The organism is Streptomyces composti (genome assembly GCF_012034205.1).
In the GTDB taxonomy this organism is placed as follows: Bacteria; Actinomycetota; Actinomycetes; order Streptomycetales; family Streptomycetaceae; genus Streptomyces; species Streptomyces composti.
Window position 1 is genome coordinate 104,349 of sequence record NZ_JAATEM010000002.1, and the last position, 22,041, is coordinate 126,389.

Sequence of the window (22,041 nt, forward strand, 5' to 3'; positions counted from 1 at the left end):
GGGCGCGGACCGGTCCGCGACCGGCGGACCGGCGGTCCTCAGGGGTGTGCGCATGGGACGAGTCTCACGCAGGGCGTTCGCGGCGGCGGCGCTGTCGGCGCTCACGGTGATGCCGACGGCCTCCGCCGCGGCGCGGCGGCCCGCCGGGGTCGGCACGCCGGCCGGCGAGATGCGCGGCATGTGGATCGCCAGCGTGGACAACCGGGACTGGCCCTCCGCTCCCGGGCTGAGCGCCGCCGAGCAGCACGCCGAGCTGACCGCCCTGCTGGACACCGCCGTGCGGTACCGGCTGAACACGGTGATGCTCCAGGTGCGGCCGGCCGCCGACGCCCTGTGGCCCTCGCCGCACGAGCCGTGGTCGGTGTACCTCACCGGCACCCAGGGCAGGGATCCCGGCTGGGATCCGCTGGGCACGGCCGTGGCGGAGGCGCACGCCCGCGGACTGGAGCTGCACGCCTGGTTCAACCCGTACCGCGTCGCCCTGCACGCCGACCCGTCCCGGCTGGCCGCCTCCCATCCGGCGCGGCGCCACCCCGACTGGGTGGTCCCGTACGGCGGGCGGCTCTACTACAACCCGGGGCTGCCCGAGGTGCGGGCCTTCGTCCAGGAGGCGATGCTCGACGCGGTGCGCCGCTACCCCGTGGACGCGGTCCACTTCGACGACTACTTCTACCCGTACCCGTTGCCGGGGCAGAGCTTCGACGACGCCGCCGCCCACGACGCGCACGGTGCCGGATTCCCCGACCGCGCCTCCTGGCGGCGGGACAACGTCGACCGGCTGGTGCGGGAGATGGCCGCCCGGATCAAGGAGATCCGGCCCGGCACGCAGTTCGGCATCAGCCCCTTCGGGGTGTGGCGCAACAGCGACACGGACCCGCGGGGCTCGGACACCGCGGCCGGTGTGCAGACCTACGACGACCTGCACGCGGACACCCGCACGTGGGCCCGCGAGAACTGGATCGACTACATCTGCCCGCAGCTGTACTGGCACATCGGTCACACCGCCGCCGACTACGCCACCCTGCTCGCCTGGTGGGCCGGCGTGGTGCGGGACACTCGGACCCGGCTGTACCTCGGCGAGGCGCTCTACAAGGCGGGTGACCCGGCTCAGCCGGCCGCCTGGCAGCAGCCGGCCGAGCTCTCCCGGCACCTCGCGCTGGCGAAGAGGTACCCGCCGGTGCGCGGTCACGTCTTCTTCTCCGCGCGCGAGGTGACGGCCGATCCGATCGGGGCGATGTCACGGGTGGCCGCCGACCACTACCGCCGGCCGGCCGGCCCCCCGGACCGAGCCCCTGTGCGTGCTACCGGGTCGTGGTCGCCCGGTGCCTGATCTCCGTGTCGGGGCCGGGGGAGCAGATGCCCTCGTGACCGTCCTCGAAGCGGACGCGGTAGGGCGGGTTTCCGTTCTCGCCGAGTACTTCGACGATCTCACCGACCCTGTCGTGCTGACCGACCACCCTGCCATGCTGGACAAGCTGGTCACCGACGTTTGCGTGCATCGATGCCTCCTCACCGTATGGGGGGAGCAGCGGTCCGTGACCTCGAGTTTAGGGCCTGGGCACGCCACTCGGCAGCGGGCCTGCGGCCCCTTCAGCCGCGGGTCCGCCGGGTCACCGCGGTGCACACCGGCACCGCGACGGCCGTCAGCGGGGCGGCAGGTGTCAGGTGCTCGCCCAGCAGCACCGACCACACCAGTGTGAGCAGGGGCTGGGCGAGCTGCAACCGACTGCCCGCGGGATGCCGATCACGGTCACGCCCCGGTACCCGACCACGAGACCGGGGAACTGCGAGCCTGCCGCCACCCACAGCAGCCCCGCCACGGCGTGACCGGTCAGCTCGGCCGGCTCACAGGACGGCGCCACCGCCGCGACCGGCACGGTGAGCGGCAGGCACAGCACCAGGGCCCAGCTCACCACCAGCCAGCCCGGCATCCCCCCGGCCGGCCCGCCGCCCTCGGTGTACTCGGCCGCGCACACCAGCAGCGCGGCGAACAGATACCGGTCGGCCGCGGAGAGCACCCCGCCGCCCTGCGCGCCCGCCGCGACGCCACGGCCGCCGCGATCCGGCACCGGCTGCCCGGACCCGCCCTTCCGCGCATCCCGTCCGGCGGCCACCACCTGCGGCTCAGGCTGCCCGAGGGCGTCTCCGAGTCCGCCCTGACCCCGCCGACCTGCGGGCCGGCGTCGCCGTCACACCCGGCGGGCCCTGCTTCGGCGCCGAACCCCCGGCCGGTCGCGTCCGGCTGAGCTTCCCGGCCGTGGCGGGCACCGGGGAGGTCACCGAGGGCGGCCGGCGGCTGCGCACCGCCTGCGACGAGGTGCTGGGACGCCCCGTCCAGTACTCGGGATAACCGCTCGACGTCCGCGAAGGCCGCCTGCCAGCATCCGGGACATGACCGAGACCGCGACGCCACGCCTGCCCGAGGGCTACGAGATCTCCACCGACCCCGACCGGATCGACGCCGACCGCGTGCACCGGTGGTTGTCCACCGACGCCTACTGGGCGCTGGGCCGCCCCCGCGCCAAGCACGACGCGGCGATGAAGGGCTCGCTCAACTTCGGGGTCTACGAGAGCGTCTCGGGCGAACAGGTGGCCTACGCACGGGTCGTCACCGACCGGGCGACCTTCGCCTGGCTGTGCGACGTGTACGTCGACCGCTCGGTGCGCGGCAAGGGCATCGGCACGGCCCTGGTGGCCGGGGTGTGCGAGGAGCTGCGGCCCTGCGGGCTGCGCCGTATCGCGCTCGTCACCGACGACGCGCACGGCGTCTACGCGAAACTGGGGTTCCGCACGCTCGAACGGTCCGGCGACTGGATGGTGCTCGGCCTCGAGTGAGCCCTGGGCCGGCTGCGGATGAGTGACGCGCGGGGCTCCGGTCGTGCGCGCGGGCTCCGCGGAGTACGGGCCGCCGGGCGGTGGGTCGGGACGGGTTTGCCCGGAAGGTCCTTACCGCTGAGTAACCTCCGTCGCACTGAGCGTCACGACCGAACGGGACCTCTTGACCTGGGCACATCCGCGGCTGACGATTCGCCGCATGGCACTTCGGGTCACGTTCGTCGCCGCCGCGGGGAGCTCCTCGGTGCTGGGCGAGCGCTTCGACGACGACCGGCCGCTGGACCAGGCCGGCTGGAGCGAGGTGCAGCGTGCCGCCCATGAACTCCTGCCGCTCGCCGCGGCCGACCTGCGCTACTGCTCCCCGGCCCCGCGCAGCCGGGCCACCGGGGACGGACTCGGCTACGCCCCGCTGGTGCAGCTGGCTCTGCGCGACTGCGACATGGGCCGCTGGCGCGGACTGACCCTGGGCGAGGCGATGGCCCGGGAGCCGCAGACGGTGGACGCCTGGCTCGCCGACCCCACCGCCAAGGTGCACGGCGGGGAGTCGATGCTGGAGTTCATCATGCGGGTCGGCGGCTGGCTGGACACCCGGCCCGTCGAGGACGGCTGCCGGATCGTCGCCGTGGCCGAGCCGTCCGTGATCCGGGCCGCGCTCGTCTACGCCCTCAAGGCGCCGCCCGCGACGTACTGGAACCTCGATGTGCGCCCGCTGTCCACCACCACCGTGACCGGCCGCGCGGGCCGCTGGAGCCTCACCCTGGACAGCGTGTCCGCCCAGACCGCCCGGGCACACCTGTGACGCCGGTGAGGATTCGGTCCGCCCGCGCGTAGTCGGTGGTGATCTCCAGGTCCTTGGCGGGGCCGCGCACCCGCCAGACCGTACGCCAGTGATCCGCGTCCCGGACCGTGAACTCGCCCCGGTACAGGTCCGCCGAGCAGGGGTGGTCGGCGACGTGCCGCCCGCTGCGGAGATCCAGGTCGTGGAACGGTCGGCCGTCCGCGAACCGCACGTCGGCCGTGCCGCCCGGGCCCGGCAGGAACCGCAGCGTCCGCTCGGCGGGCCGGGTGACGCCGTGCCAGGTGAAGGAGCCGGACTCCTCGTGCAGCAGGCCGCCCCCGGCCTCCGGCCGGAACACGGTCGTCCCCCGGAACTCGCCCTCGTCGCCGGTCGACAGGTCTCGCACCGTGCGGGTCACCCGCCAGCCGCCGCGCAGATACGCCAGCGTGTCCGGCACCGGCCAGAACTCGCCCATCCCGCTCCGTTCCCCTGTCTCCCGCGTTCCGTGCCGCGCCGCGTGTCCCGTCCGTCATCACCGTGCCGCTCCGTCGAGTGGAGGCGCCCGGCGCACTTGTAGGAACCTATGAACCAGGGGCCCGTAGCGGGCCGCAGTTGATGGCTTCGGTCCCTGTTCGAGGCCGATCGGCAGGCTGTGTACTCCTCGTACACGACGTACTCCGGGAAGCGTCGCGATGACAAGGAGCTTGCCATGACCACCCGCACGGCCGAGACCGGCATCCGTGAGTTGGAGCGCGCTTGGATGGAGCGGGCCGTCGAGCTGGCCACCGAGAGCGTGGCCAGGGGTGGCGGACCCTTCGGCGCGCTGATCGCCAAGGACGGCGAGGTCGTCGCACTCGGCAACAACCAGGTCACCGCCGGCCTCGACCCCACGGCTCACGCCGAGGTCAGCGCCATCCGCGCCGCCTGCCAGAAGCTCGGCACCTTCAGCCTGGCGGGCTGCACCCTGGTGACCTCCTGCGAGCCCTGCCCGATGTGCCTGTCCTCGTCCCTGTGGGCCCGTGTCGACCGGATCATCTACGCCGCCGACCGGCACGACGCGGCCGTGGCCGGCTTCGACGACCGCAAGTTCTACGACCTGTTCGAGAAGCGCCCCCAGGAGGCCTGGCCCGTGGAGGTCGTGCACCTCGACCTGCCGAACCGCACCCAGCCGTTCGACGCCTGGATCGCCAAGTCGGACCGCATCGCCTACTGACGGGCGGCGTACGGGCGAACGGACGAAGGTGCCCCGCGCCGAGCCGGCGCGGGGCACCTTCGTCCGTTCGTCCTCGTTTCAGCCCCTCTCGGACTCGAAGGTGCGCAGCAGGTCCGCCGCCACGCTCACGGCGATGGTCGCCGGTTCCTTGCCGCCGATGCCGGGCAGCCCGATCGGCGTCTTGATCCGGTCGATGGCCGCGTCGTCGTGCCCGCCCTCGGTGGCCAGCCGCTTGCGGAACCGCGCCCACTTGGCCGCCGAGCCGATCAGTCCGATCGAGCCGAGGTGGGGGGTGCGCAGCGCGGCGTCGCACAGGGCCGCGTCCTCGGCGTGGTCGTGCGTCATGATCAGCACATGGGTGCCGCGCGGCAGCTCCTCCAGCACCTCCTCCGGCAGCAGCGGAGTGTGGTGCACGTGCACCCGGGCCACCGAGTCGGCCAGCGCCGTCAGGCGTTCCGGGGCGAGGACCTCGGCCCGTGAGTCGACCAGATGCAGATCGAGGTCCTGACGGGCCAGGATCCGGGCCAGTTCCAGGCCGACGTGCCCCATCCCGAAGATCGCCACCGAACGCACCACCGGCAGCGGCTCGAGCAGGACCGAGACCGTGCCGCCGCAGCACTGCACACCGTGCTGGTTGGTCACCTTGTCGTTCAGTGCGAAGTCCATCAGCTCCGGCTTCCGCTCGCCCGCGGCGATCATCTCCCGGGCCCGGTCGATCGCCACGGCCTCCACATTGCCGCCCCCGACGGAGCCCCAGGTCTCCCGCTCACCGACGACGAGCTTGGCGCCGGCGTCCCGAGGGGCGTGGCCGCGCACGGCCGCGACGGTCACGAGCACGCCGGGCTCCCGGCGTTCCCGCAACCGCGCGACCGCGGCGATCCACGTCATGTCAGGCACCGCTCAGCGCTTCCGCGTCGGCACGGACCCGGCCGCCGGCGCCCTCGGCGGCGTGTCCGTTCCCTCCGGCGGTGCCCCGGCGGGCGGCCTGGATCGCCCAGTACACCGCCTCCGGAGTCGCCGGCGAGGCCAGTTCCACCGAGACCCCGGCGGGCCCGAAGGCGGCCGCCGCCTGCCGCAGCGCCTCGCGCACCGAGAAGGCCAGCATCAGCGGGGGCTCGCCCACCGCCTTGGAGCCGTAGACCGCGCCCTCCTCGGTGGCGTTCTCCAGCAGCGTCACGTGGAACTCCTCGGGCATCTCCGAGAAGCTCGGCAGCTTGTAGGTGCTCGCCGCCTGGGTGAGCAGCCGGCCCCGGTTCGGTCCGTCGCCGGTGTCCCAGCGCAGGTCCTCCAGCGTCAGCCAGCCCGCGCCCTGCACGAAGCCGCCCTCCACCTGACCGATGTCGATCATCGGGGAGAGGCTGTCGCCGACGTCGTGCACGATGTCCACCCGCCGGATGCGGTAGGCACCGGTGAAGCCGTCCACCTCCACCTCGGTCGCGGCGGCCCCGTAGGCGAAGTACTTGAACGGCGAGCCGCGGAAGCTCCTGGCGTCCCAGTGCAGGCCCTCGGTCCGGTAGAAGCCGGCCGCCGACAGCTGGACCCGCTGGAAGTACGCGGTGTGCACCAGGTCGTCCCAGGCCAGCTCCTTGTCGCTGCCCAGGGCGCGGGCCACGCCGTCGACGATGCGCACGTCCGACGGGTTGGCGCCGAGCTGGGTGGCGGCCACCTGGAGGAGCCGGTCGCGCAGCTGCTCGCACGCGTTCTTGACGGCGCCGCCGTTCAGGTCCGCACCCGAACTCGCGGCGGTGGCGGAGGTGTTGGGCACCTTGTCGGTGCGGGTCGGCGCCAGCCGGACCTTGTGCACCGGGATGCCCAGGGTGGTGGCGGCCACCTGGATCATCTTGGTGTGCAGGCCCTGGCCCATCTCGGTGCCGCCGTGGTTGATCAGGACCGAGCCGTCCTTGTAGATCAGCACCAGCGCGCCGCCCTGGTTGAAGGCGGTCAGGTTGAAGGAGATGCCGAACTTGACGCCGGTGAGCGCCAGGGCCCGCTTGGTGTGCGGGTGCGCGGCGTTGAAGGCGGCGATCTCCCGCTTGCGGTCGGCGATGCTGCCGCTCTCCTTGACCTGCTGCCAGACGGTGGTGAGCCGTTCGGCCTGGGTGACCGGCTGGCCGTAGGGCGTGGTCTGCCCCTGGCCCGGCCGGTAGAAGTTGCGCTCCCTGAGCTCCGTCGGGTCGAGCCCGAGCCTGGGCGCGCAGCGGCCCAGGATGTCCTCGATCACCAGCATGCCCTGCGGCCCGCCGAAGCCCCGGAAGGCCGTGTTGGAGACCGTGTTGGTCTTCGCGATGAGGCCCGCGACCCGGGCGTTGGGGATCCAGTAGGTGTTGTCGATGTGGCACAGGGCGCGGGCCAGCACCGGCTCGGACAGGTCCAGGCTCCAGCCGCCGTCCGCGACCAGGGTGGCGTCCAGGGCCTGGATCCGGCCCTCGGCGTCGAAGCCGATCCGCCACCTGGCGTGGAAGCCGTGCCGCTTGCCGGACATGGTCAGGTCCTGGGTGCGGTTGAGCCGGAACCGCACCGGCCGGCCGGTGAGCTTGGCGCCCAGCGCGGCGATCGCCGCGAACCCGTGCGGCTGCATCTCCTTGCCGCCGAAACCGCCGCCCATCCGCAGGCACTGCACGGTCACCTCGTGCGAGGGCACGCCGAGCACGTGCGCGACGATCTCCTGTGTCTCCGAGGGGTGCTGGGTGCTGCTCTGGATGAACACCTGCCCGTTCTCGTCGATCTGGGCCAGCGAGGCATGCGTCTCCAGGTAGAAGTGCTCCTGCCCGGAGAACTGGAACTCGCCGGTGAACACGTGCGCGGAGTCGGCGAACCCGGCGTCGATGTCGCCGGTCTCCATCACCGGCCGGGCTCCGTGGTAGCTGCCGGCCGCCATGGCCTCCTCGAGGGTGACCAGGGAGGGCAGCTCCTCCAGCTCCACCTCCACGGCCGCCGCGCCGAGCCGGGCCGCCTCCAGGGTCTCGCCCAGTACCCAGGCGACCGCGTGGCCGTGGAACATGACCTCGTCGGGGAAGAGCGGCTCGTCGTGCTTCATGCCGGCGTCGTTGACGCCGGGCACGTCGTCCTTGGTCAGCACCCGCACCACACCCGGCACCTTCAGGGCCGGCTCGGTGCGCAGCGCGGTGATCCGGGCGTGCGCCGTCATCACCTGCACCGGGTAGGCGTGCAGCACGTCCTTGGTGCGGTACACCAGGTCGTCGGTGTAGAGCGCGGCGCCGGTGACGTGCTGGACGGCGCTCTCGTGCGGCAGCGGGACACCGACGACGGGCTTCTCGGGGCGCTCGGAAAGATGGCTCATGACGACACCGCCTCGGTGGTCTGGGTCTGGGCGTACAGCTTCAGCAGGCTCTGGCCGAGCATCGCGGAGCGGTAGAGGGAGCTGGCCCGGTGGTCGTCCATCGGCGTCCCCTCGCCGCGCAGCACCCGCGCGGCGGCCTCGGCGGTCTCCGGCGTCCACGGCCGGCCCTCGAGGGCCGCCTCGGTGTCCAGCGCGCGGATCGGGGTGGCGGCCACCCCGCCGAGCCCGATGCGGGCCTTGCGCACGACTCCGTCCTCGATACCGAGCGCGAACGCCACCGCGACGCTGGAGATGTCGTCGAAACGCCGCTTGGCGATCTTGTGGAAGGCGGTCACGGGCGACAGCGGCAGCGGGATGCGCACCGAGCGGATCAGTTCATCGGGCCTGCGCACGCTCTGCCGGTAGCCGGTGAAGTACTCGGCGAGCGGGACCACCCGCTCACCGTCGGCGCCGGCGAGCACCACCGACGCCTCGAGCGCCAGGAGCACCGGCGGACTGTCCCCGATGGGGGAGCCGGTGCCGAGGTTGCCGCCGAGGGTCGCGCTGTTGCGGATCAGCCGGGAGGCGAACTGCGGGAACAGCTCGTCCAGCAGCGGCACCGTGCCGTCCAGCCGCCGCTCGATCTCGGTGAGCGTCAACGCGGCGCCGATCTCGATGTGGTCGTCCGCCACGCGCAGCTCGCGCAGTTCCGGCAGCCGGTCGACGGCGACCGTGCAGTCGGCGCGACGGCCGCGGAGGTTGACCTCCACGCCCCAGTCGGTGCTGCCGGCGACCACCACCGCGTCCGGGCGCTCGCGCAGCAGCCGCAGCGTCTCGGCCAGGGAGGCCGGCCGCACGAAGCTGCTGCCGTCGAGGCTGTAGTCGGTGACGGCGGGCTCGGGCGGGGCCTGCTCGCGTCGCCGGGCCAGCGGGTCGTCCTCGTCGGGCTGCCCGACGGCGAACGCGGCGTCGCGGATCGGGCGGTAGCCGGTGCAGCGGCACAGGTTCCCGCTCAGCGCGTGCAGATCGAATCCGTTGGGGCCGTGCTCCGGGTCCGTCGCGCCGTCCTGCTCCGGATGCGCGCAGCGGTCGGGGCGGTAGTACTCGGCGGCCATGCTGCAGATGAAGCCGGGGGTGCAGTAGCCGCACTGGGAGCCGCCGCGGACGGCCATCTCCTGCTGGACCGGGTGCAGCGCGGGCGGGGTGCCGGGCGCTCCCCGGGCGGCGAGGCCCTCCGAGGTGACGATCTCCTGGCCGTCGAGTGCGGCGACCGGCACCAGGCAGGCGTTGACCGCCACCCAGTCGGTCGGCTTGTTCACGCCGGGGCGGGCCACCAGGACCGAACAGGCACCGCACTCACCCTCGGCGCAGCCCTCCTTGGTGCCGGTGAGCCCGCGCTCGCGCAGGAAGTCCAGCGTCGTGGTGTGCGGCGCGGCCGGTGCGATCGGTGTGTCTTCTCCGTTGACCGTGATCCGCGCAGTTGTCTTCGCCAATGTTCAGGCAGCTTTCTGTGCTCGGTGCGCACCGGATGAGGGGAGCGGGCGCTACAGGGGCATGTGCTGGGACGGCTCATGCCGTGCAGTGATGAAGGGATCGCTCAGGGAGCGGGGAGACGCGGAACGTGCCACGCGGGGGCGCATGCATCACGTGCGGGGACGCATACGTGCCACGGGCGGGCACTCGGGAAACGGCGGGTTCAGCTGCCGTGCGCGATACGACCCGGAACCCAGACCGTGCGGTGGGCGAGGCGACTCAGATCAGCGTGCACGTACATCCGCCGGTCGCCTCCTTCCGTTCCTCATCGGGTCGCTTTGCTCCGAAACGTAGTGGCTGCCGTCACACGGGTCAAGAGGTCAGGCTCCTGACCAGGCCGGATGCGGGAGGTGGGCGCTTGGCTCGGCACGACCCCCGGTGATCCGCCGGACCGCCGGGGTGAGCGAGGGGGCGGGTGCCGGCGCCGGCCGGCCCACGGACATCGATTGCATAGGTCTGCATTGAGACGTATAGTCATGCCTCCAAGGAGGAGGATGTCCATGGCGGTACGAGCGGCAGTGGCCGGAGCGAGCGGATACGCGGGCGGGGAGCTGCTGCGTCTGCTCCTGTCCCACCCCGAGGTCGAGATCGGTGCCCTGACCGGCAACAGCAACGCCGGGCAGCGGCTCGGCACCCTCCAGCCGCACCTGCTCCCGCTCGCCGACCGCGTCCTGGAGGTCACCACCGCCGAAGCCCTCAGCGGCCACGACGTGGTGTTCCTCGCGCTGCCGCACGGCCAGTCCGCCGCCGTCGCCGAGCAGCTCGGACCGGACGTCCTGGTCGTCGACATGGGCGCCGACTTCCGGCTGAAGGACGCCGGCGACTGGGAGCGGTTCTACGGCTCCCCGCACGCCGGGACCTGGCCCTACGGCCTTCCCGAACTGCCGGGTGCCCGCGCCGCGCTGGAGGGAGCCAGGCGCATCGCGGTGCCCGGCTGCTACCCGACCGCCGTCTCGCTCGCCCTCTTCCCGGCCTACACGGCCGGACTGGTCGAACCCGAGGCGGTGATCGTCGCCGCCTCCGGCACCTCCGGCGCGGGCAAGTCGCCCAAGCCGCATCTGCTGGGCAGCGAGGTCATGGGCTCCATGTCGCCCTACGGCGTCGGCGGCGTCCACCGGCACACCCCCGAGATGATCCAGAACCTCAGCGCCGCGGCGGGCGAGCCGGTCACCGTCTCCTTCACTCCGACCCTCGCCCCCATGCCCCGCGGCATCCTCGCCACCTGCAGCGCCTCGGCCCGCCGGGGCACGACCCCCGACGCGGTGCGCGCCGCCTACGAGAAGGCCTACGCCGACGAGCCGTTCGTCCGCCTGCTCCCCGCGGGCCAGTGGCCGGCGACGGCGTCGGTGTACGGCTCCAACGCCGTCCAGGTGCAGGTCGCCCTCGACGAGGCCGCGGGACGGGTCGTCGCCATCAGCGCCATCGACAACCTGACCAAGGGCACCGCGGGAGGTGCCGTGCAGAGCATGAACATCGCCCTCGGCCTCGACGAGACCACCGGGCTGACGGCCACCGGGGTCGCCCCGTGACCGTCGCGACGGCGGCCGCCGGGCCGCAGACGACCACCGCACCGCCGCACCGCGCGGGCGGAGAAGTGAACGAGGAGACGCAGTGAGTGTCACGGCAGCCAAGGGATTCACGGCGGCGGGCATCGCCGCCGGGATCAAGGAGAACGGGAACCCGGACCTGGCCCTCGTGGTCAACAACGGTCCCCGCCGCGCCGCCGCCGGCGTCTTCACCTCCAACCGCGTCAAGGCGGCGCCCGTCCTGTGGTCCGAGCAGGTCCTCAAGAGCGGGCAGCTGACCGCCGTCGTCCTCAACTCCGGCGGCGCCAACGCCTGCACCGGCCCCAAGGGCTTCCAGGACACCCACGCCACCGCCGAGAAGGCCGCCGAGGTGCTGGGCGTCGGCGCCGGCGAGGTCGCCGTCTGCTCCACCGGCCTCATCGGTGTCCTGCTCCCCATGGACAAGCTGCTGCCCGGCGTCGAGACCGCCGCCGCCCAGCTGTCCGAGCACGGCGGCGAGAAGGCCGCCATCGCCATCAAGACCACGGACACCGTGCACAAGACGTCCGTCGTCACCAGGGACGGCTGGACCGTCGGCGGCATGGCCAAGGGCGCGGGCATGCTCGCCCCCGGCCTCGCCACCATGCTGGTCGTCCTCACCACCGACGCCGACGTGGACAGCGAGACCCTGGACAAGGCTCTGCGCGCCGCCACCCGGGTCACCTTCGACCGCGTCGACTCCGACGGCTGCATGTCCACCAACGACACCGTGCTGCTGCTCGCCTCCGGCGCCGCCGGAGTCACCCCCGGGTACGAGGAGTTCGCCGAGGCCGTGCGCGCCGTCTGCGACGACCTCGGGCAGCAGCTCGTCCGGGACGCCGAGGGCGCCAGCAAGGACATCAGGGTCGAGGTGATCAACGCCGCGACCGAGGACGACGCCGTCGAGGTGGGCCGCTCCATCGCCCGCAACAACCTCCTCAAGTGCGCCCTGCACGGCGAGGACCCCAACTGGGGCCGCGTCCTCTCCGCGATCGGCACCACCAGCGCCGCCTTCGAACCGGACCGCCTCAACGTCGCCATCAACGGCGTCTGGGTGTGCAAGAACGGCAGCGTCGGCGAGGACCGCGAGAAGGTCGACATGCGCTACCGCGAGGTGCACATCGTCGCCGACCTCGCCGCCGGCGACGAGACCGCCACCATCTGGACCAACGACCTCACCGCCGACTACGTCCACGAGAACAGCGCCTACTCCTCATGACCCATCCCACGCGGAAGCACACCGCCCTCCCCAAAGCGCAGATCCTCATCGAGGCGCTGCCCTGGCTGGTCCGGCACAACGGCAAGACCGTCGTCATCAAGTTCGGCGGCAACGCCATGGTCGACGACGAACTCAAGGCCGCCTTCGCCCAGGACGTGGTGTTCCTGCACCACGCCGGACTCAAGCCCGTCGTCGTGCACGGCGGCGGGCCGCAGATCAGCGCCGCCCTCGACAAGCACGGCATCGTCAGCGAGTTCAAGGCCGGCCTCAGGGTCACCACCGAGGACGCCATGGACGTCGTGCGCATGGTGCTCGCCGGGCAGGTGCAGCGCGAACTCGTCGGACTGCTCAACCGGCACGGGCCGCTGGCCGTCGGCCTGACCGGCGAGGACGCCCACACCATCACGGCCACCAAACACCGGCCCGAGATCGACGGCGAGACCGTCGACATCGGCCGGGTCGGCGAGATCACCGCCATCGACACCGGCGCGATCGAGGCGCTGCTCGCCGACGGCCGCATCCCGGTCGTCTCCTCGATCGCCCGCTCCCAGGACGACCACCATGTCTACAACGTCAATGCTGATACGGCGGCTGCGGCACTCGCTGCTGCGCTGGGCGCCGAGACCCTCATGGTCCTCACCGACGTCGAGGGCCTCTACGAGGACTGGCCCGACTCGGACGAGGTGATCAGCCGGCTCACCGCGTCCCAGCTCGAGAAGCTGCTGCCGGAGCTGTCCTCGGGCATGGTGCCCAAGATGGAGGGCTGCCTGCACGCCGTGCGCAACGGCGTCAACACCGCCCGCGTCATCGACGGCCGGGTCCAGCACTCGATCCTGCTGGAGATCTTCACCGACGAAGGCATCGGCACGATGGTCGTGCCCGACGAGGACCCGGAGGGGGAGTCATGAGCAACCAGGAGCTCACCGAGCGGTGGCAGGGCGCGCTCATGAACAATTACGGCACCCCGCGCCTGCCCCTGGTGCGCGGCGCCGGCGCCACGGTGCGGGACGCCGACGGCAAGGAGTACACCGACTACGTCGGCGGTATCGCCGTCAACGCCCTGGGACACGCCCATCCGGCCGTCGTGGAGGCGGTGAGCCGGCAGATCGCCACCCTCGGCCACGTCTCGAACCTCTTCGTCGCCGAACCCCCGGTCGCCCTCGCCGAGCGGCTGCTCGAACTCTTCGGCCGCGACGGCAAGGTCTTCTTCTGCAACTCCGGCGCCGAGGCCAACGAGGCCGCCTCCAAGATCGGCCGGCTCACCGGGCGCACCCACATGGTCGCCACCGACGGCGGTTTCCACGGCCGCACCATGGGCGCCCTGGCTCTCACCGGCCAGCCCGCCAAGCAGGACCCGTTCCGGCCGCTGCCCGGCGACGTCACCCACGTCCCCTACGGTGACGCCCAGGCGCTGGCCGCCGCGGTCACCGAGGACACCGCGCTGGTGATCATCGAGCCGATCCAGGGCGAGAACGGAGTGGTGGTCCCGCCGCCCGGCTACCTCAAGGCGGCACGGGCGATCACCGCCGCCACCGGTGCCCTGCTGGTCCTCGACGAGGTGCAGACCGGCGTCGGCCGCACCGGGCACTGGTTCGCGTACCAGGCCCACGAGGGCGTCCTGCCCGACGTGGTGACCCTGGCCAAGGGCCTGGGCGGCGGACTGCCGCTCGGCGCCACCGTCGCCTTCGGCCGCGCCGCCGACCTGCTGGCGCCCGGCCAGCACGGCACCACCTTCGGCGGCAATCCCGTCGCCTGCGCCGCCGGGCTCGCCGTGCTGGACACCATCGCGAGCGAGGGCCTGCTGGACAACGTCAAGCGGCAGAGCGAGCGGCTGCGGAGCGGCATCGAGGCCCTGAACCATTCTTTGATCGCCCATGTCCGGGGCGCGGGACTCCTCCTGGGTATCGTGCTCACCGAGCCGCTCGCACCGAAGGTGCAGCAGGCGGCTCAGGACGCCGGTTTCCTGGTGAACGCGCCCGCCCCCGATGTCGTACGGCTGATGCCGCCGCTGAACCTCGGCGACGACGAGGTGGACGCGCTGCTCCGGGCGCTGCCCGGCATCCTCGACACCGCACAAGGGGACGGACGATCCGGAGAATGAGACGACGATGAGCCAGGCGCCGCAGGACCGGGGACCGGGCGGGAACGCCGGTCCCGCCGTGCCGCAGACCCGCACCGCACGCCACCGCCGGATCGTGGACATCCTCAACCGGCAGCCGGTGCGGTCGCAGAGCCAGCTGGCGAAGCTGCTCGCCGACGACGGTCTGAGCGTCACCCAGGCGACGCTCTCCCGCGACCTGGACGAGCTGAACGCGGTGAAGATCCGCAACACCGACGGCGACCTGATCTACGCGGTGCCGAGCGAGGGCGGCTTCCGCACCCCGCGTGCGCCGCTGGGGGAGTCGGCCAAGGAGGAGCGGATGCGGCGCCTGTCGCAGGAGCTGCTGATCTCCGCGGAGGCCTCGGCCAACCTCGTCGTCCTGCGCACCCCGCCCGGCGCCGCACAGTTCCTGGCCTCGGCGATCGACCAGGCCGAACTGCACGACATCCTGGGCACCATCGCCGGCGACGACACGGTGCTGCTCATCAGCCGCGACCCCAAGGGCGGACAGGCCCTGGCCGACCACCTGCTGAGGCTGGCTCAGAACGGGCACTGAGACCGGGAGTCCCCCTACCGGCACCGCGGGGCCGGGAGCCGGCCAGGGCCCCGGACGAGGCAGGCAGGACGCCGGGGGCCACCGATACGGCAGCCCCCGGCTCCGCGCCCCTGAGGGCGCACGCGGCCCGGCCGTCCACCTCCCCGCTCAGCCGAGCCGCTCGGCCAGACCCCCCGTCCAGCGCACCTCGTCGCCCGCCGTGATCAGCAGGGCCTCCACGTCCGGCAGCGACTCCAGCCAGGCCAGACCCTCCCGCGACCCCATCGCGAAGGCCGCCGTGGCCCAGCAGTCCCCCCAGGTCAGCGACGGGGTCACCACCGTCACCGCCAGCAGGTCCGTGACCGCCGAGCGGCCGGTACGGGGATCGACGATGTGCGCGCCCCGCTCCGCCGTGCCCGAGGTCGCCACGGACAGTTGCTGCGCCCCCGCCGACGACACCACCGCCGCCAGCCCTCCGGGCCGCAGGGGGTCCGCCACCCCGACCCGCCAGGGCCGGTCCTCGCCGGGCGCGCCCAGCAGCTGCACATCGCCCCCGCCGTTGACGTTCACCCCGGTGGCGCCCGCCGCAGCGAGCAGACGCGCGGCCCGTTCCACCGCCCAGCCCTTGACGATGCCGGTCGGATCCAGCCGCCCCTCGTAGCGCGGGCTGAACCAGCCGTCGCTCACCCGCTCCGCCTCCTCCGCCAGCTCCAGCACCTCGGCGACCTCCGGATCGCACTCGGCGACCGTCAGCTCGCCCCGCGCCAGCCGGGTCACCTGGCTGTCCTCGCGGTAGGTGCTGAACACCTCGTCGGCCCGGTGCAGCCCCGCCACCGCCTCCTCGAGCGCCGCCCGCACGGCATCCGGTTCCCCGCCGCGGACGTCGAAGGAGAAGACGGTCCCCATCGTCTCCACCACCCGACGTTCCGCGGCGGGAGCCTCGGCCGCCCCGGTCACCATGTCAGCCCCTCGCCTTGTCGAGGGCGGACTGGAGGGACTTCTTGTACCCGGCGCTGGTGTAGGTGGCGCCGGAGACGGCGTCGATGTCGGCACTGCCCGCGGTGACCGCGGCCTGGTTGAGCTTGGGCACGGCGTCGGAGGTGACCTGGTCGCTCTGGCCGCCCTTGGGCGCCTGGACGGCTTCGGCTTTGGTGATCTTCCCGCCGGCGACGGTGATGCGGACCTGGACGGGTCCGTACTGGGTGTCGGCCACGTCCCCGGTGACGGTCTTCGCCTGCGCCTGCGCCTCGCCACCGCCGCCGCCCGCCGCGGACCTGGCCTTGTCGAGGGCCGACTGGAGCGACTTCTTGTAGCCGGTGCTGGTGTACGTCGCCCCGGACACCGCGTCGATGTCCGCGCTCTGCGCCTCGATCGCCGCCTGGTTGAGCTTCGGGACGGCGTCGGAGGTGACCTGGTCGCTCTGGCCGCCCTTGGGCGCCTGGATCGCCTCCGCCTTGGTGATCTTCCCGCCGCTGACGGTCAGCCGTACCTGCACCGGCCCGTACTGGGTGCGGGCCGCGTCCCCGGTGACCGTGCCGTCGCCGATCGGCTGCGAGCCGCCCTGCGGCGACTGCGCCGCCGCCGGCGGGGCCGCACCCCCTGCCGCCTCGGCGGCGCCCGGGTCCGAGGCCGGCTTCAGCGACAGCAGCAGCACGATCCCGGACACCGTTGCGGCGGTGGCGAGCACGGCACGCCGGACGGGGTGAGACTTCCTCATCGCTTCTCGAGCTCCTGAACTGTGTCCTGATGGGGTGGGAGAACGTGGCAGGCCCGTCGCTCACATCTCGAACGACTCGTGGTGGATACGGCGTGCCGGGACACCCGCGCCGCGCAGCGCCTCGTACACCTGCTGGGCGAAGCCGGGCGGCCCGCACATGAACACGTCGTGCTTGTCGACGTCCGGGATCTTCCGCTTCAGGCTCTCCGCCGAGATGTCCGGCCGCTCCCCGTCGGGGCTGTTCACCGCGTACATCAGCCGCGCCCCGCGCTCATCGGCGATCTTGGCCAGCTCGTCCCAGAGGGCGAGGTCCTGCGTGCTGTTGGCCCGGTACAGCAGGGTGATGTCACCGGCGGCGCCCGGCAGGGTCTCGAACAGCGCCCGCATCGGGGTGATGCCGACCCCGCCCGCCACCAGCAGCACCTTGCCGCGGCTGCGCCGCTGTGCGGTCAGCGCGCCGTAGGGGCCCTCCGCCCACACCCGGGTGCCGGGCTCCAGCTCGCGCAGCCGGGAGCTGTGGTCGCCGATCGCCTTCACGGTGATCCGCAGCAGATCGGGGCGGGGCGCCGCCGACAGCGAGTACGGGTGGGAGCTGAACCGCATCCCCGGCGCCAGGAAGCGCCAGCGGAAGAACTGCCCGGCCTCGGCGCCGATCCGGTGCAGCCGGCGCCCGCGGATCAGCACCGACACGATGCCCGGGGTCTCCTCGATGACCGCCTCGACCCGCATCCGGTGCCGCAGGTTCAGCCGGATCGGGGTGAGGATCCGGTACCACAGCACCATCGCGGTCACCCCGCCGTACAGCCCGTACCAGAAGGTCTTCGCGGACGGCTCGACGGCGAACTCGTTGCCGGTGGTGATCTGGTGCCAGAACGTCAGATACACCGCCGCGTAGGTCAGCAGGTGCACGTGGTACCAGCCGTCGTACGGCAGCCTCCGCCGGATCGCGCCGACGGAGATGAACGCGATCACGAGGAGCAGACCGGTGCCGATGGCGGCCTTGCCCATGTCGGGCAGGGTGTTGATGGAGGTGACGGTCTGGTCGACGATGTCGCCGAGGGACTTGCCCGCCTGGAGCGCGTAACCCCACATGGTGAGGAAGACATGCGCGATGACCAGGCTGACGGTGTAGCGGCCGCTCATCGCGTGCCAGCGGGCGACCCGGTCCGAACCCACCCGGCGTTCCAGAGCGGGCACCCGGGCCATCTGCAGCACCACCAGCGCCATCAGATAGCCGGCGAGCAGGCCGGTGATCCGGCCCGCGGCGACGATCTTCCCCGTGGTGTCCGCGATGGACGGGGTGTTGCTCCACCACAACCACAGCACGGCCACCGCGCCCGCACCCACGGCGAGCAGCAGCGGGACGGCAGGGGAGCGGCGCGGACGGATGCGGCGCATCGTCTGGCGGCGGGCGGCGCGGCCGCCGGCGAGCGTGGTGGTCACGGTGCCTCCGTGGGGACTTGACCCTTGGCCCACAGATACGTGCCGTGACGCCCGAGTGTTCAGACGTGATCGAGGTACCGCTGAGCTGCGTCCCCGGTTCAGTACCGGGTGATCGCCGTTCGGCCCGATGCGGTGCCGATCGCGACATGCGGGGCGCGTGCGGGGTCGGCCCAGCGCAGAATCCGGCGCATCGCGTCCCCGGGCACCGACACGCATCCCGCAGTCGCCCCGCGCCCGTTCACGTGGAGGAAGATGCCGGCGCCGCGGCCGCGCACCGGACGGTGGTAGTTGAAGGCGACGACCAGGGCGTGGGCGTACTGGGTGCGATAGGTGATCAGATGCTCGGCCTCGGCGGCCCGGCAGTCCGCCGCGCGCGGCTCGGTCCAGCGGTTGTAGTGCCGTGACCGGACGTCCTGGCACCACCAGGAGTCCGCCCGCACGGGCCGGTAGCGGTACCGGGTCCCGCGCGGTGCCGCCTCGGTGCCGAAGGCGTACGGCAGCCCGTACAGCCCGGTCGGTGTGGTGCTCGTGCCCTGCCGTCGCGCGGCGCCCTCCACCAGTCCGTTCGCCCCGAAGCGGGCCGGTGCGGAGCCGGCCGCCACCCAGTGTCCGCCCCTGCGGTCCCACCAGGTGACGGTGCCCTTCGTCGAGCCGGCCTCCGGCGCCACCGCGGTGATCAGCTGCGAGCCGCCGCCGGTGTCGGCCATCCGGTCGGGCAGCGGCGCGGACGGCCGCGCGGCCCCGAGCGCGAGCAGCGACAGCGGGGCGAGCGCGGCGGCGAGAAGGCGGGGTCCGGGGCGCATGGCTCAGACCGTAGACGGCGGCACCGGCGGCGGCAGCCCTGGCTGGTCCGGCCGGGTTCGCCCAGGTCCGTCCGGGTATCCGCCCAGGTCCGTCGGGGGCTCCCGGGGGGCGATTGACGAATCATGCGGACTCCTGCATACTCATGCATGTCAGCGAATGCACTGTGAGGAGAACCCCGTGACCGAGCGCGTCGTACTCGCCTACTCAGGCGGTCTGGACACCTCCGTCGCCATCGGCTGGATCGCCGAGGAGACGGGCGCCGAGGTCATCGCCGTTGCGGTCGACGTCGGCCAGGGCGGCGAGGACCTGGACGTCATCCGCAAGCGCGCGCTCGCCTGCGGTGCCGTCGAGGCCGAGGTCGCGGACGCCAGGGACGAGTTCGCCGAGGAGTACTGCCTCCCGGCGATCAAGGCCAACGCCCTCTACATGGACCGGTATCCGCTGGTCTCCGCCCTGTCCCGGCCGACGATCGTCAAGCACCTCGTCGCCGCCGCCAAGAAGCACGGCGCCACCACCGTCGCCCACGGCTGCACCGGCAAGGGCAACGACCAGGTCCGCTTCGAGGCCGGCATCGTGGCCCTCGCCCCCGACCTCAAGTGCATCGCCCCGGTCCGCGACTACGCCATGACCCGCGACAAGGCCATCGCCTTCTGCGAGGAGAAGGGCCTGCCGATCGCGACCACCAAGAAGTCGCCCTACTCCATCGACCAGAACGTCTTCGGCCGTGCCGTGGAGACCGGCTTCCTCGAGGACATCTGGAACGCGCCCATCGAGGACGTCTACGAGTACACCCAGAACCCGGCCGTGCCCCGGGAGCCCGACGAGGTGGTCATCACCTTCAAGGAGGGCGTCCCGGTCGCCATCGACGGCCAGCCCGTCACCGTCCTCCAGGCCATCCAGCAGCTCAACGAGCGGGCCGGTGCGCAGGGCGTCGGCCGGATCGACATGGTCGAGGACCGGCTCGTCGGCATCAAGTCCCGCGAGGTCTACGAGGCCCCCGGCGCGATCGCCCTGATCACCGCGCACCAGGAGCTGGAGAACGTCACCGTCGAGCGGGAGCTCGCCCGCTACAAGCGGCAGGTCGAGCAGCGCTGGAGCGAACTGGTCTACGACGGCCTGTGGTTCTCCCCGCTGAAGCGGGCCCTCGACGGCTTCGTCAACGAGGCCAACCAGCACGTCAGCGGCGACATCCGGATGACCCTGCACGGCGGCCGGGCGGTGGTGACCGGACGGCGCTCGGAGGAGTCGCTGTACGACTTCAACCTCGCCACCTACGACACGGGCGACACCTTCGACCAGTCCGCGGCGAAGGGCTTCATCGACATCTACAGTCTGTCGGCGAAGATCGCGGCCAAGCGCGACCTGGGCTGAGCGCCGCCCCGCGGCGCACCGCACGGGGGCGGACCGGCTGCGGCCGGTCGCGCCCCCGCGCCCGTCCGGCCCGCACACCGGGAGCCGGCCACGGCCCGCGCCCCTCAGCCCGGGGCGCCCCACACCACCATTCCTTGAGGAGCACAGTCAGTGAGCAGCAACAGCGGTGACGTACGGCTCTGGGGCGGGCGGTTCGCCGACGGGCCCGCCGAGGCCCTGGCCAAGCTGTCCGCCTCGGTCCACTTCGACTGGCGGCTCGCGCCGTACGACATCGCCGGATCCCGCGCCCACGCCCGTGTGCTGCACCGGGCCGGGCTGCTCACCGAGGACGAGCTGACCCGCATGCTGGCCGGGCTCGACCAGCTCGAGGCCGACGTGGCCGACGGCAGCTTCACCGGCACCGTCGCCGACGAGGACGTGCACACCGCCCTGGAGCGCGGCCTGCTGGAGCGCCTCGGCCCCGAGCTCGGCGGCAAGCTTCGCGCCGGCCGGTCCCGCAACGACCAGGTGGCCACCCTCTTCCGGATGTACCTGCGGGACCACGCCCGCGTCATCGGCGGCCTGATCGCCGATCTCCAGGACGCCCTGATCGGCCTCGCCGAGGCACACCCGGACGTGGCCATGCCCGGCCGCACCCACCTCCAGCACGCCCAGCCGGTGCTCTTCGCCCACCACGTCCTCGCCCATGTGCAGGCCCTGTCCCGGGACGCCGAACGGCTGCGCCAGTGGGACGAGCGCACCGCCGTCTCCCCGTACGGCTCCGGCGCCCTGGCCGGCTCCTCCCTGGGCCTGGACCCGGAGGCGGTCGCCGCGGACCTGGGCTTCGAGCACGGCAGCGCGGCCAACTCCATCGACGGCACCGCCTCCCGCGACTTCGTCGCCGAGTTCGCCTTCATCACCGCGATGATCGGCGTGGACGTCTCCCGGATCGCCGAGGAGGTCATCATCTGGAACACGAAGGAGTTCTCCTTCGTGACCCTGCACGACGCCTTCTCCACCGGCTCGTCGATCATGCCGCAGAAGAAGAACCCGGACATCGCCGAGCTGGCCCGCGGCAAGTCCGGCCGGCTCATCGGCAACCTCACCGGCCTGATGGCCACCCTCAAGGCCCTCCCGCTGGCGTACAACCGCGATCTGCAGGAGGACAAGGAGCCGGTCTTCGACTCCATCGACCAGCTGGAGATCCTGCTCCCCGCCTTCACCGGGATGATGGCCACCCTCACCGTCCACCGGGAGCGCATGGAGGAACTGGCCCCGGCCGGCTTCTCCCTCGCCACCGACATCGCCGAGTGGCTGGTGCGGCAGGGCGTGCCCTTCCGCGTCGCCCACGAGGTCGCCGGCGAGTGCGTCAAGGTCGCCGAGGCGGAGGGCAAGGAGCTGAACGACCTCACCGACGAGCAGTTCGCCAAGATCTCCCCGCATCTCACCCCTGAGGTGCGCTCGGTCCTCGACGTGCCGGGCGCCCTCGCCTCCCGCAACGGCCGGGGCGGCACGGCCCCGAGCGCGGTCGCGGTCCAGCTCGCGGAGGTCAGGCAGGACGTGGCCGCCCAGCACGCCTGGGCCGCGGCGCGCCGGCTGACCTGAGCAGAACCGACAGACCTCGGCAGAACCGAGGGACGCGGGACGCCGGGCGCGCCGGGCGAGCCGACTCGGAGGGCATCGCGGGTT

At 72.6% G+C, this 22,041-nt stretch carries 20 protein-coding genes and 2 pseudogenes; 12 read left to right on the forward strand and 10 right to left on the reverse strand.

Translation table 11 applies throughout. From position 1 onward, the window contains the following. Positions 1-52 precede the first annotated feature (52 nt). On the forward strand, positions 53-1,330 hold the full coding sequence (locus tag HCJ93_RS02125; protein WP_167990542.1) for a glycoside hydrolase family 10-like protein: 1,278 nt from the start codon (positions 53-55) through the stop codon (positions 1,328-1,330). Here the strand turns inward: HCJ93_RS02125 and HCJ93_RS02130 are convergent. Both HCJ93_RS02130 and HCJ93_RS02135 read right to left on the reverse strand, forming a co-directional pair. Next, positions 1,302-1,499, reverse strand: a complete 198-nt coding sequence (locus HCJ93_RS02130; RefSeq protein WP_167990543.1) for a DUF1918 domain-containing protein — start codon at positions 1,497-1,499, stop codon at positions 1,302-1,304. The two genes, HCJ93_RS02125 and HCJ93_RS02130, sit on opposite strands and share 29 nt — an antisense overlap. A 91-nt stretch (positions 1,500-1,590) precedes the next feature. After that, positions 1,591-2,030: pseudogene (locus HCJ93_RS02135) on the reverse strand (DMT family transporter); the annotation flags it as partial. Between HCJ93_RS02135 and HCJ93_RS02140 the strand changes: the two are divergent. The 3 genes and pseudogenes from HCJ93_RS02140 to HCJ93_RS02150 form a co-directional block, all read left to right on the forward strand. Further along, positions 2,022-2,350: pseudogene (locus tag HCJ93_RS02140) on the forward strand (PLP-dependent aminotransferase family protein); the annotation flags it as partial. The pseudogenes HCJ93_RS02135 and HCJ93_RS02140 overlap by 9 nt on opposite strands. A gap of 41 nt (positions 2,351-2,391) precedes the next feature. Beyond that, positions 2,392-2,835 carry a GNAT family N-acetyltransferase gene (locus tag HCJ93_RS02145; protein ID WP_167990545.1) on the forward strand — a complete coding sequence of 148 codons (444 nt, stop codon included), beginning with the start codon at positions 2,392-2,394 and terminating at the stop codon, positions 2,833-2,835. A gap of 199 nt (positions 2,836-3,034) precedes the next feature. After that, complete coding sequence (locus HCJ93_RS02150) at positions 3,035-3,634, forward strand: histidine phosphatase family protein (protein ID WP_167990546.1); 600 nt, start codon at positions 3,035-3,037, stop codon at positions 3,632-3,634. Here HCJ93_RS02150 and HCJ93_RS02155 read toward each other — a convergent pair. Next, a complete protein-coding gene (locus tag HCJ93_RS02155; RefSeq protein WP_167990548.1) occupies positions 3,588-4,088 on the reverse strand; it encodes a DUF6314 family protein in 501 nt (166 codons plus the stop codon). The genes HCJ93_RS02150 and HCJ93_RS02155 overlap by 47 nt on opposite strands. Positions 4,089-4,322: 234 nt before the next feature. On the opposite strand from HCJ93_RS02155, the gene HCJ93_RS02160 reads away from it, so the two are divergent. Continuing rightward, positions 4,323-4,826: a nucleoside deaminase gene (locus HCJ93_RS02160; protein WP_167990549.1), complete on the forward strand. Its 504-nt coding sequence runs from the start codon at positions 4,323-4,325 to the stop codon at positions 4,824-4,826. A gap of 78 nt (positions 4,827-4,904) precedes the next feature. Here HCJ93_RS02160 and xdhC read toward each other — a convergent pair whose 3' ends face one another. From xdhC to HCJ93_RS02175, 3 genes are read right to left on the reverse strand one after another with little or no spacing between them, the layout of a single operon-like run. Next, positions 4,905-5,714 carry a xanthine dehydrogenase accessory protein XdhC gene (xdhC, locus tag HCJ93_RS02165; protein ID WP_167990551.1) on the reverse strand — a complete coding sequence of 270 codons (810 nt, stop codon included), beginning with the start codon at positions 5,712-5,714 and terminating at the stop codon, positions 4,905-4,907. A gap of 1 nt (position 5,715) precedes the next feature. Further along, positions 5,716-8,127, reverse strand: coding sequence for a xanthine dehydrogenase molybdopterin binding subunit (xdhB, locus tag HCJ93_RS02170; protein ID WP_167990553.1), 2,412 nt, complete (start codon positions 8,125-8,127; stop codon positions 5,716-5,718). Next, positions 8,124-9,599: a xanthine dehydrogenase small subunit gene (locus tag HCJ93_RS02175; RefSeq protein ID WP_167990555.1), complete on the reverse strand. Its 1,476-nt coding sequence runs from the start codon at positions 9,597-9,599 to the stop codon at positions 8,124-8,126. The genes xdhB and HCJ93_RS02175 overlap by 4 nt, the downstream gene beginning before the upstream one ends. 540 nt (positions 9,600-10,139) lie before the next feature. On the opposite strand from HCJ93_RS02175, the gene argC reads away from it, so the two are divergent. The 5 genes from argC (at position 10,140) to HCJ93_RS02200 (ending at position 15,059) form a co-directional block, all read left to right on the forward strand. Beyond that, entirely contained in the window at positions 10,140-11,168 is a 1,029-nt protein-coding gene (gene argC, locus HCJ93_RS02180) for an N-acetyl-gamma-glutamyl-phosphate reductase (RefSeq protein WP_167990557.1), read from the forward strand. Between the two features lie 82 nt (positions 11,169-11,250). Further along, positions 11,251-12,402, forward strand: coding sequence for a bifunctional glutamate N-acetyltransferase/amino-acid acetyltransferase ArgJ (gene argJ / locus HCJ93_RS02185; protein ID WP_167990559.1), 1,152 nt, complete (start codon positions 11,251-11,253; stop codon positions 12,400-12,402). Further along, positions 12,399-13,310, forward strand: a complete 912-nt coding sequence (gene argB / locus HCJ93_RS02190; RefSeq protein WP_167990560.1) for an acetylglutamate kinase — start codon at positions 12,399-12,401, stop codon at positions 13,308-13,310. Before argJ ends, argB begins: the two co-directional genes overlap by 4 nt. Further along, the gene (locus HCJ93_RS02195) at positions 13,307-14,503 is read left to right on the forward strand and encodes an acetylornithine transaminase (protein WP_167990563.1); all 1,197 of its coding nucleotides are present in this window, start codon (positions 13,307-13,309) and stop codon (positions 14,501-14,503) included. The genes argB and HCJ93_RS02195 overlap by 4 nt, the downstream gene beginning before the upstream one ends. 7 nt (positions 14,504-14,510) lie before the next feature. Beyond that, positions 14,511-15,059: an arginine repressor gene (locus HCJ93_RS02200; protein ID WP_167990565.1), complete on the forward strand. Its 549-nt coding sequence runs from the start codon at positions 14,511-14,513 to the stop codon at positions 15,057-15,059. Between the two features lie 147 nt (positions 15,060-15,206). Here HCJ93_RS02200 and HCJ93_RS02205 read toward each other — a convergent pair whose 3' ends face one another. From HCJ93_RS02205 to HCJ93_RS02220, 4 genes are all read right to left on the reverse strand, one after another. Further along, entirely contained in the window at positions 15,207-15,944 is a 738-nt protein-coding gene (locus HCJ93_RS02205) for an FAD:protein FMN transferase (protein WP_167990830.1), read from the reverse strand. A 55-nt stretch (positions 15,945-15,999) separates the two neighbouring features. Further along, positions 16,000-16,755, reverse strand: a complete 756-nt coding sequence (locus HCJ93_RS02210) for an FMN-binding protein (RefSeq protein WP_167990567.1) — start codon at positions 16,753-16,755, stop codon at positions 16,000-16,002. Positions 16,756-16,815: 60 nt separating this feature from the next. Continuing rightward, the gene (locus HCJ93_RS02215; RefSeq protein ID WP_167990568.1) at positions 16,816-18,198 is read right to left on the reverse strand and encodes a ferredoxin reductase family protein; all 1,383 of its coding nucleotides are present in this window, start codon (positions 18,196-18,198) and stop codon (positions 16,816-16,818) included. Between the two features lie 98 nt (positions 18,199-18,296). Beyond that, positions 18,297-19,001, reverse strand: a complete 705-nt coding sequence (locus HCJ93_RS02220; protein WP_167990570.1) for a L,D-transpeptidase family protein — start codon at positions 18,999-19,001, stop codon at positions 18,297-18,299. Positions 19,002-19,179: 178 nt separating this feature from the next. Between HCJ93_RS02220 and HCJ93_RS02225 the strand changes: the two genes are divergently transcribed. Both HCJ93_RS02225 and argH read left to right on the forward strand, forming a co-directional pair. Further along, positions 19,180-20,373: an argininosuccinate synthase gene (locus tag HCJ93_RS02225; RefSeq protein WP_309141287.1), complete on the forward strand. Its 1,194-nt coding sequence runs from the start codon at positions 19,180-19,182 to the stop codon at positions 20,371-20,373. A 150-nt stretch (positions 20,374-20,523) separates the two neighbouring features. Beyond that, entirely contained in the window at positions 20,524-21,957 is a 1,434-nt protein-coding gene (gene argH, locus HCJ93_RS02230; RefSeq protein ID WP_167990574.1) for an argininosuccinate lyase, read from the forward strand. Positions 21,958-22,041 lie beyond the last annotated feature (84 nt).

Excerpts from the sequence above, each read along its gene's own strand:
- HCJ93_RS02125 (WP_167990542.1), top strand. The coding sequence starts at position 53 with ATGGGACGAGTCTCACGCAGGGCGTTCGCGGCGGCGGCGCTGTCGGCG.
- HCJ93_RS02130 (WP_167990543.1), bottom strand. The coding sequence starts at position 1,499 with ATGCACGCAAACGTCGGTGACCAGCTTGTCCAGCATGGCAGGGTGGTC.
- HCJ93_RS02145 (WP_167990545.1), top strand. The coding sequence starts at position 2,392 with ATGACCGAGACCGCGACGCCACGCCTGCCCGAGGGCTACGAGATCTCC.
- HCJ93_RS02150 (WP_167990546.1), top strand. The coding sequence starts at position 3,035 with ATGGCACTTCGGGTCACGTTCGTCGCCGCCGCGGGGAGCTCCTCGGTG.
- HCJ93_RS02155 (WP_167990548.1), bottom strand. The coding sequence starts at position 4,088 with ATGGGCGAGTTCTGGCCGGTGCCGGACACGCTGGCGTATCTGCGCGGC.
- HCJ93_RS02160 (WP_167990549.1), top strand. The coding sequence starts at position 4,323 with ATGACCACCCGCACGGCCGAGACCGGCATCCGTGAGTTGGAGCGCGCT.
- xdhC (WP_167990551.1), bottom strand. The coding sequence starts at position 5,714 with ATGACGTGGATCGCCGCGGTCGCGCGGTTGCGGGAACGCCGGGAGCCC.
- xdhB (WP_167990553.1), bottom strand. The coding sequence starts at position 8,127 with ATGAGCCATCTTTCCGAGCGCCCCGAGAAGCCCGTCGTCGGTGTCCCG.
- argC (WP_167990557.1), top strand. The coding sequence starts at position 10,140 with ATGGCGGTACGAGCGGCAGTGGCCGGAGCGAGCGGATACGCGGGCGGG.
- argB (WP_167990560.1), top strand. The coding sequence starts at position 12,399 with ATGACCCATCCCACGCGGAAGCACACCGCCCTCCCCAAAGCGCAGATC.
- HCJ93_RS02195 (WP_167990563.1), top strand. The coding sequence starts at position 13,307 with ATGAGCAACCAGGAGCTCACCGAGCGGTGGCAGGGCGCGCTCATGAAC.
- HCJ93_RS02200 (WP_167990565.1), top strand. The coding sequence starts at position 14,511 with ATGAGCCAGGCGCCGCAGGACCGGGGACCGGGCGGGAACGCCGGTCCC.
- HCJ93_RS02205 (WP_167990830.1), bottom strand. The coding sequence starts at position 15,944 with ATGGGGACCGTCTTCTCCTTCGACGTCCGCGGCGGGGAACCGGATGCC.
- HCJ93_RS02210 (WP_167990567.1), bottom strand. The coding sequence starts at position 16,755 with ATGAGGAAGTCTCACCCCGTCCGGCGTGCCGTGCTCGCCACCGCCGCA.
- HCJ93_RS02220 (WP_167990570.1), bottom strand. The coding sequence starts at position 19,001 with ATGCGCCCCGGACCCCGCCTTCTCGCCGCCGCGCTCGCCCCGCTGTCG.